Genomic DNA, 7,102 nt, shown 5'->3' with positions numbered 1-7,102 from the left:
TGGATAACCGAAGCGTGCGCATGCCCGATGACTGCCAGACCATGCCCGAAGTGCGCGCCGGAGTAGACGCGCTCGACCGCGAACTGGTCGCGCTGCTGGCCCAGCGGTTCGGCTACATGCGCGCCGCCGCCCGCATCAAGCCGGCACGCGACGCGGTGCGCGACGAGGCGAGGAAAGCCAGTGTGATTGCGGCAGCCGTTGCCGAGGCCGAGGCACACGGCATTCCGGCCGATGTCGTCGCCGATATCTGGGAACGGCTCGTCGAAGGCTCGATCGCCTACGAATTCGACGAGTGGGACCGGACGCGGGGCTAACCCTTCTTGCGATCAAGGAAGCGCGCCAGCCGCGGCTCCTTTTTCGCCGGCTGCGCCTGACGAATGGACTGCGCAAGGGCGCGGACCTTTGCCTCCCACTTCGCGCCCTTTTTCTCCGCTCCGCCGAATTTGACTTGCCCCAGCGGCAGGATGCGCACCGGCTTGAAGCCCGCAAAGCCGAGGATCTGCTTCTTCCAGCGGTGGATGATCGCATTGCCGTAGGCGAGCCGCAGGTACAGCGGCGGGGTGTCCATCGTAACGATCACATCGGCCGAGCGGCCCGCCATGTTGCGGTCCCACCAGGTGTCGTTGTCGTGATAGGCGAAGGTGAAGCCGGGGAGGAACAGCCTGTCGAGCAGCCCCTTGAGCATGGCGGGCTCCGCGCCCCACCACAAGGGGAAGGCGAAGGTGATGTGGTCGCAGGCATCCAGCAGCTCGGCGAGCCGGGCGATGTCGGGTTCCCAGTCGGTGCGTTTGCGATAGCCGTGGGCGAGGTTGGGGCTGAAGGCGAGGTCGCGCAGGGCCACCAGCGTCACCTCGGCGCCTGGCGGAACGGCCTCGCGATAGACCTCGAGCAGGTGCGAGCAATAGCGCCCTTCGTCCGGGTGCGCATCGATCAGCAGCACGTTCATCGCACGGTCCCCCTCGCCATCCCCGCCGTCAGCCTAGGCCCTCGCACGCAAAAGAAAAGGGCGACCCCGCAGGATCGCCCTCTTGCTTTGCCATGTGGCGGTAAGCCGGATCAGCGCGAGTAGAACTCGACCACCAGGTTCGGTTCCATCGTCACCGGGTAGGGCACTTCGTCGAGCTTCGGCACGCGGGTGAAGGTGATCTTGTCGGTGCCGTCGGGCATGACGTAATCGGGAATGTCACGCTCGGCGAGGCTCTGCGCTTCGATCACCAGCGCCATTTCCTTGGCCTTGCTGCCGAGGCTGACGACGTCGCCCACGTTGACGCGGCGCGAGGCGATGTTGCACTTCTGGCCGTTCACATAGATGTGGCCGTGGCTGACGATCTGGCGCGCGGCGAAGATGGTCGGCGCGAACTTGGCACGGTAGACCACCATGTCGAGACGCTGCTCGAGCAGGCCGATCAGGTTCTGGCTGGTGTCGCCCTTCATGCGCGAGGCTTCGAGGTAGTTGCGCTTGAACTGCTTTTCGGTGACGTCGCCGTAATAGCCCTTGAGCTTCTGCTTGGCGCGCAGCTGCAGGCCATAGTCGCTCATCTTGCCCTTGCGGCGCTGGCCGTGCTGGCCGGGGCCGTAGGAACGCTTGTTCACCGGGGAATTCGGGCGGCCCCAGATGTTCTCGCCCATGCGGCGGTCAAGCTTGTGCTTGGCGCTCTTGCGCTTCGACATAAGTCGTATCCTTCAATGTGCTGGCCCACCCCAATGGTGAGCATCCAACCCGGCATCGCTCCACCAAGGCATGATCCATGGTGCGGCGCCTGCTTCACCGGGGTGCAGGGCCCATTTGCGAAGGCGCGCGCATAGCAGGATCGGGGCGTGCGTCAAGCACGCAAAGCCGAAGCGGACCTCGCAGCACGTCAGGCGCGCTGGCGCTCGACCTCCGCAATGCCCTGCTCGAAGGCCGGGATCCGCTCGAGCGGCACGGGCGAGGGGCCGGCGAGCACATCGAAATGCTTGCCCCGTCCGTAGCGCTTCAGCTTGGCGAAGCCCGCGCGGTAGAGCGCGCGGCAGATCGTGGCATTGTCGGTCCAGCGGTTGTCGTGCTCGTAGAAAATGCCGATCACGCTGGCAGCGTGGCGCGAGGCGAGCAGTTCCTCGATGATTACTGGCTCGTGCCCCTCGACATCGATCTTGACGAACAGCGGCAGCCCTGCGGGCAGGTGGGCGTCGAGCCCGGCCATGGTGACGAGCTCGATCGCGATGCTCTCGCAATCGCTCCGCTCGGCCATGTGCGCCTCAAGGCTGGCCTGACCGCTATGCACCGGGTTGATGGAGATCGTGTGCGTGCCCGCCACGTCCGACAGCCCGACATTGAGCGCCCGCGCCCGCTCGCCGAGCCCCGCCAGCGCGAGATTGGCCGCGAGCAGCCGATGCGTCTCGGGCACAGGTTCGAGGGCGACGATCCGCTCGCACAAGGGGTTCCTCGCCGCGATCAGCGAGAACAGGCCTTGATTCGCGCCGATATCGAGGAAGGCGAAGGGGCGGTCGATGCTGGCGAGCAGGTCGGCGAGATAGGGCCCGTAGGTGCCGTATTGGCAATAGGCAAAGGTGCGATCGGCCCAGTTGCTCTGCATCCTGACGCCGTAGACCGAGCGCGCGGCGCGGGGGCCGGCGTTGCCACGCAGCCGGTCGGCGAGCAGATGAACATGGCGCATGGCACGCGCGCGGATGACGCGCAGATGGCGCCACAGCAGGAAATCACGGGTCATCCGGGCGGGGGAATGGTCAGGCCATGCCTGCAGAGCCAGAGCCTCCTCGGGCGCGGCCACCGGTTCGACTATCCGCATCTGTTCCGCTTGCCCCGTTCGCGCCATTGACCACGCCTATCGGAATATTGCGGCATTTCTGCTACGGTAATGTGACCGGTTTTCAGTACTCGGGCGGGCGTTCGAGACTGCTTAGGATGCCGCGCAAGGTGCGCACTTCGAGGTGGTTCCAGCCGGGCTTGGTGAGCAGCCCGCGCAAGGTTCGGCGGGTCGCTTCAGCGCGTGAATGCGGGAAGAAATAGTTGCGCGTTTCCAGAAGCTTCTCGAAATGCAAGATCATCGCTTCGAGCTCTTCCTGCGGGGCAGGGGGGAGGGTGTCCTCAAGCGTCGGCTGCACCAGCGCTTCTCCGGCACCCGCCGTCTCGCGCCCGATCCGCGCCCATTCATAGGCGACGAGGATCACGGCCTGCGCCAGGTTCAATGACCCGAATTCCGGGTTGATCGGCACGGTCAGGATATTGCGGGCGAGCGCCACATCCTCGGTCTCGAGCCCCGAACGCTCGGGGCCGAAGATGATCGCGTGCCGTCCGGCAAGGGTGTGGACCTGTCGCCCCGCCTCGTCGGCACCGATCACCGGCTTGGTCACGCCGCGCTTCCTGACGGTGGTGGCATGGACATGCGCACAGTCCGCAACCGCCTCGGCGGTGGTGGCGTAGACCTTGGCCTGTTCGAGCACGATGTCCGCCCCCGCCGCCGCCGGGCCTGCCGAGGGGTTGGGCCAGCCATCGCGGGGGGTCACGAGCCGCATCTCGGTCAGCCCGAAATTGAGCATCGCGCGCGCCGCCTTGCCGATGTTCTCGCCCAATTGCGGGCGCACCAGCACGATCACCGGCCTGTTGAGATCGGCCATCTTGGAGTTATTCTTTCGCCGCTTGCTGGACGGTGCTGGCAAATTCCTCGAAGTCGCGCGCCTCGGAGAAGTCGCGGTAGACGCTGGCGAAGCGGATGTAGGCCACAGAGTCGATCTGCCGCAGCCCCTCCATCACCAGTTCGCCGATATGCGAGGAGGGCACTTCGCCCTCGCCCGAGGTTTCGACCTGGCGCTGGATGCCGCTGATCAGCTGGTCGAGACGCTCCTGATCGATCCCGCGCTTGCGGCAGGCGAGCGATACGGATTGTTCGAGCTTGGAGCGGTCGAAAGGTTCGCGCCGAGCGATCTCGCCATTGCCGCCGGACTTCACCACCACGACCTCGCGCAGCTGCACGCGTTCGAAGGTGGTGAAGCGTGCCCCGCAGGACGAGCACTGGCGACGCCGCCGGATCGAGGCATTGTCCTCGGTCGGGCGGCTGTCCTTTACCTGGGTATCGTCATGGGCGCAGAAGGGGCAGCGCATTCAGAGGTTTATTTCTTGATTCTCTGATAGAGTGCAAAGCCTGCACCGGCGGCAAGGCCGAGCGGGAGCGACACGATGGGCAGGAGCCAACCCGCCACCGCCCCGATTGCCGCTCCGGTCAGCACCGGCGCGGTGGAGGGATGGTTCAACCCCTCCTTGGCCATGCCGGTGACTTCGGTCTTCACGTCTTCGACCCAGTCTTGCGATCCGTTCGGTTCGTTCATGTCGGCGGCTCCTTACATTCCGGGATAGACGGGGAAGGCGGCGCACAGGGCGCTCACCCGCTGGCGCACGCTCTCTTCGATCTGCGCGTCGCCCTCGGGGCCGTTTTTGGCCAGGCCCTCAACCACTTCGGCGATGAGCTTGCCGACGGTTCGGAACTCCTCGGGGCCAAAGCCGCGGGTAGTGCCGGCCGGGGTGCCGAGGCGGATTCCGCTGGTGACGAAGGGCGAGCGGGTGTCGTAGGGGATGCCGTTCTTGTTGCAGGTGAGGAAGGCGCGGTCGAGGCCCTTCTCGGCGTCCTTGCCGGTGACATCCTTGGCCGTGAGGTCGACGAGCATCGAATGGTTGTCGGTTCCGCCGGAGACGATGCGCAGGCCCGCTTCCTCGAGGCTTGCGGCGAGCGCTCGGGCGTTTTCGACGATGCGGTGGGCATAAGCACTGAAGGAGGGATCGAGCGCTTCCTTGAAGGCGACCGCCTTGGCCGCGACGATGTGCATGAGGGGGCCGCCCTGCAGGCCGGGGAACACCGCCATGTTGAGCGGCTTGGTGTACTTCTCGTCATTCCACAGGATGATGCCCGAACGGGGCCCCCGCAGCGACTTGTGGGTGGTCGAGGTGACGATGTCGCAATGCGGGAAGGGCGAGGGGTGCGCGCCGCCCGCGACGAGGCCGGAGATGTGGCTCATGTCGCACAGCAGCACCGCGCCCACTTCGTCGGCGATGGCGCGGAAGGCGGGGAAGTCCCAGGTGCGCGAATAGGCGGTGCCGCCGCAAATGATGATCTTCGGCTTGCTTTCCCGCGCCTTGGCGGCGACTTCTTCCATGTCGATGGTCTCGGTCTCGCGGCTTACGCCGTAGGAGACGACGTTGAACCACTTGCCGCTCATGTTGACCGGCGAGCCGTGGGTGAGGTGGCCGCCCGAATTGAGGTCGAGCCCCATGAAGGTGTCGCCCGGGTTCAGCAGGGCGAGGAACACCGCCTGGTTCATCTGCGAACCCGAGTTGGGCTGCACATTGGCGAAGTTGCAGCCGAACAATTGCTTGGCGCGCTCGATGGCGAGGGTTTCGACCACATCGGCATAGTCGCAGCCGCCGTAGTAGCGCTTGCCCGGATAGCCTTCCGCATACTTGTTGGTGAAGACCGAACCGGCCGCTTCCAGAACCGCGCGCGAGGCGATGTTCTCGCTCGCGATAAGTTCGATCTTGTCGCGCTGGCGGGCGAGTTCCTTGCCGATGGCGGCCGCGATCTCGGGGTCCGCATGGGCGAGGTCATTGTGCCAGAAGCCGTCCATCGGGTTTCCTGTGCGGGCGGTGAAGTCGAGAGGGGCTGTGCTCATTGATGGGTCTCGATGTGATCGGGCTGGAAGGGCGGCTTGCCGAGCTTGCCGACCCGGCGCTGGTGGCGCCCGGCCGGATCGCCGGCATCGGCGAATTCTGTGTCGAGAAAGGTTGCACCGCAGGACTTCGCCATTTCGATTCCTACGAGACGCGCGCCCAAAGCGATGCAATTGGCGTCATTATGTTCGCGCGCGAGGGCGGCCGACAGCGGCTCGCTGACCAGCGCACAGCGGACCTGAGGGTGGCGGTTGACGCTGATCGAGATGCCGATGCCGCTGCCGCACAGGGCAACGCCGAACTCGACCGTGCCTTCGGCGATGATCTCGGCGAGGCGGTAGCCGTAGTCCGGGTAATCGACGCTCTGCCCGGGCTCGGGGCCGAGGTCGGCGACCTCGTGGCCCTCTTCAACGAGCCATTCGGCAAGGTCGGCCTTCAGTTCGACGGCGGCATGATCGGAGGTGATTGCGATGCGCATGGGCTGCGTATAGGCGCTGGGGAGGGGAATCTCTACCCCGCAAGCAAAGCTTTTCGACGGGCTAGTCTGCGTTGGAAACTCGCTAGGCTGCCAGTACAAACAGGCAGATTTGCGGCAAAGTGGTTCACACCTTAGCTGGCGAAGTTAGCGCCGTGGCGACGGAGAAAGGAAAGCGGCGAGCGCGCCTAAAATCGCTGAAACAAAAGAAATCAACGAGTCTGGAAGTTCAAGTTCCGAGTCTACTCCGTAAACAGAAGCCTGAAAAATCATAAACGTATAACCAAGGCCGACAATTGCGACGACTAGCGAAAAACTCCAAACGATTGGTCGGTATATCCACCGGTCAGCTGTGGGAACATAATTGCGATGAGCTTCATCGGCTATTTCCCTCGAAATTCTGATGATTTGTTCGGTAGTCGACGCACTTGCCAACCTATCAGCGTTATCAGTTAAAGCTCTTTCTACAGCCCTTTCGAAATTGTCTGCCATTGCGATCCCCCCTAAGTATCTGCTTTCAGCGAATACTGGAAAAATCACGAACCGACAATCACTGATCCAAGAACGACCGCATCTTGCGGCTGCGCGACGGGTGCTTCAGCTTCCGCAGCGCCTTGGCCTCGATCTGCCGGATACGCTCGCGGGTCACCGAGAACTGCTGGCCGACTTCCTCGAGCGTATGATCGGTGTTCATGCCGATCCCGAAGCGCATCCGCAGCACGCGTTCCTCTCGCGGCGTCAGTGACGCCAGCACGCGGGTGACGGTTTCCTTGAGGTTCGCCTGGATCGCGGCATCCACCGGGATGATCGCGTTCTTGTCCTCGATGAAATCGCCGAGGTGCGAGTCCTCTTCGTCCCCGATGGGGGTCTCGAGAGAAATCGGTTCCTTGGCGATCTTCATCACCTTGCGCACCTTCTCGAGCGGCATGGAGAGGCGCTGCGCCATTTCTTCCGGGGTCGGCTCGCGG

11 protein-coding genes are annotated in these 7,102 nt (G+C 64.2%); 1 reads left to right on the top strand and 10 read right to left on the bottom strand.

What is annotated here, in order from left to right:
- The first annotated feature begins 20 nt into the window (after positions 1 to 20).
- Complete coding sequence (locus tag NBV68_RS16095; RefSeq protein ID WP_296311687.1) at positions 21 to 314, top strand: chorismate mutase; 294 nt, start codon at positions 21 to 23, stop codon at positions 312 to 314.
- Here NBV68_RS16095 and NBV68_RS16090 read toward each other — a convergent pair.
- The 10 genes from NBV68_RS16090 to NBV68_RS16045 all read right to left on the bottom strand — a co-directional run.
- Complete coding sequence (locus tag NBV68_RS16090; RefSeq protein WP_296311685.1) at positions 311 to 946, bottom strand: NAD(P)H-dependent oxidoreductase; 636 nt, start codon at positions 944 to 946, stop codon at positions 311 to 313. The genes NBV68_RS16095 and NBV68_RS16090 overlap by 4 nt on opposite strands.
- Positions 947 to 1,056: 110 nt before the next feature.
- The gene (gene rpsD, locus NBV68_RS16085; protein ID WP_296311683.1) at positions 1,057 to 1,671 is read right to left on the bottom strand and encodes a 30S ribosomal protein S4; all 615 of its coding nucleotides are present in this window, start codon (positions 1,669 to 1,671) and stop codon (positions 1,057 to 1,059) included.
- A 188-nt stretch (positions 1,672 to 1,859) separates the two neighbouring features.
- Complete coding sequence (locus tag NBV68_RS16080) at positions 1,860 to 2,789, bottom strand: FkbM family methyltransferase (protein WP_296311680.1); 930 nt, start codon at positions 2,787 to 2,789, stop codon at positions 1,860 to 1,862.
- 82 nt (positions 2,790 to 2,871) lie between these two features.
- On the bottom strand, positions 2,872 to 3,618 hold the full coding sequence (locus tag NBV68_RS16075; RefSeq protein WP_296311677.1) for an RNA methyltransferase: 747 nt from the start codon (positions 3,616 to 3,618) through the stop codon (positions 2,872 to 2,874).
- Between the two features lie 7 nt (positions 3,619 to 3,625).
- On the bottom strand, positions 3,626 to 4,102 hold the full coding sequence (gene nrdR / locus NBV68_RS16070; RefSeq protein ID WP_296311676.1) for a transcriptional regulator NrdR: 477 nt from the start codon (positions 4,100 to 4,102) through the stop codon (positions 3,626 to 3,628).
- An 8-nt stretch (positions 4,103 to 4,110) separates the two neighbouring features.
- Complete coding sequence (locus tag NBV68_RS16065) at positions 4,111 to 4,326, bottom strand: hypothetical protein (protein WP_296311673.1); 216 nt, start codon at positions 4,324 to 4,326, stop codon at positions 4,111 to 4,113.
- Positions 4,327 to 4,338: 12 nt separating this feature from the next.
- On the bottom strand, positions 4,339 to 5,661 hold the full coding sequence (gene glyA / locus NBV68_RS16060; protein WP_296311670.1) for a serine hydroxymethyltransferase: 1,323 nt from the start codon (positions 5,659 to 5,661) through the stop codon (positions 4,339 to 4,341).
- Entirely contained in the window at positions 5,658 to 6,137 is a 480-nt protein-coding gene (locus NBV68_RS16055) for an RpiB/LacA/LacB family sugar-phosphate isomerase (RefSeq protein WP_296311667.1), read from the bottom strand. The genes glyA and NBV68_RS16055 overlap by 4 nt, the downstream gene beginning before the upstream one ends.
- Before the next feature lie 144 nt (positions 6,138 to 6,281).
- Positions 6,282 to 6,626, bottom strand: coding sequence for a hypothetical protein (locus tag NBV68_RS16050; RefSeq protein WP_296311665.1), 345 nt, complete (start codon positions 6,624 to 6,626; stop codon positions 6,282 to 6,284).
- 58 nt (positions 6,627 to 6,684) lie between these two features.
- A partial coding sequence (locus NBV68_RS16045; protein ID WP_296311663.1) for a sigma-70 family RNA polymerase sigma factor occupies positions 6,685 to 7,102 on the bottom strand: 418 nt, incomplete at its 5' end.

Origin of the sequence: Erythrobacter sp. (assembly GCF_023653175.1) — a bacterium.
Classification (GTDB): domain Bacteria; phylum Pseudomonadota; class Alphaproteobacteria; order Sphingomonadales; family Sphingomonadaceae; genus Erythrobacter.
The sequence above is the reverse complement of the archived record's forward strand: the minus strand, read 5'-3'. Positions and strand labels throughout refer to the sequence as shown.

What these genes read in the sequence shown, in the direction of transcription:
- NBV68_RS16075 (WP_296311677.1), bottom strand. Translation starts at nt 3,618, where the DNA reads ATGGCCGATCTCAACAGGCCGGTGATCGTGCTGGTGCGCCCGCAATTG.
- NBV68_RS16090 (WP_296311685.1), bottom strand. Translation starts at nt 946, where the DNA reads ATGAACGTGCTGCTGATCGATGCGCACCCGGACGAAGGGCGCTATTGC.
- NBV68_RS16050 (WP_296311665.1), bottom strand. Translation starts at nt 6,626, where the DNA reads ATGGCAGACAATTTCGAAAGGGCTGTAGAAAGAGCTTTAACTGATAAC.
- NBV68_RS16065 (WP_296311673.1), bottom strand. Translation starts at nt 4,326, where the DNA reads ATGAACGAACCGAACGGATCGCAAGACTGGGTCGAAGACGTGAAGACC.
- rpsD (WP_296311683.1), bottom strand. Translation starts at nt 1,671, where the DNA reads ATGTCGAAGCGCAAGAGCGCCAAGCACAAGCTTGACCGCCGCATGGGC.
- nrdR (WP_296311676.1), bottom strand. Translation starts at nt 4,102, where the DNA reads ATGCGCTGCCCCTTCTGCGCCCATGACGATACCCAGGTAAAGGACAGC.
- glyA (WP_296311670.1), bottom strand. Translation starts at nt 5,661, where the DNA reads ATGAGCACAGCCCCTCTCGACTTCACCGCCCGCACAGGAAACCCGATG.
- NBV68_RS16055 (WP_296311667.1), bottom strand. Translation starts at nt 6,137, where the DNA reads ATGCGCATCGCAATCACCTCCGATCATGCCGCCGTCGAACTGAAGGCC.
- NBV68_RS16095 (WP_296311687.1), top strand. Translation starts at nt 21, where the DNA reads ATGCCCGATGACTGCCAGACCATGCCCGAAGTGCGCGCCGGAGTAGAC.
- NBV68_RS16080 (WP_296311680.1), bottom strand. Translation starts at nt 2,789, where the DNA reads ATGCGGATAGTCGAACCGGTGGCCGCGCCCGAGGAGGCTCTGGCTCTG.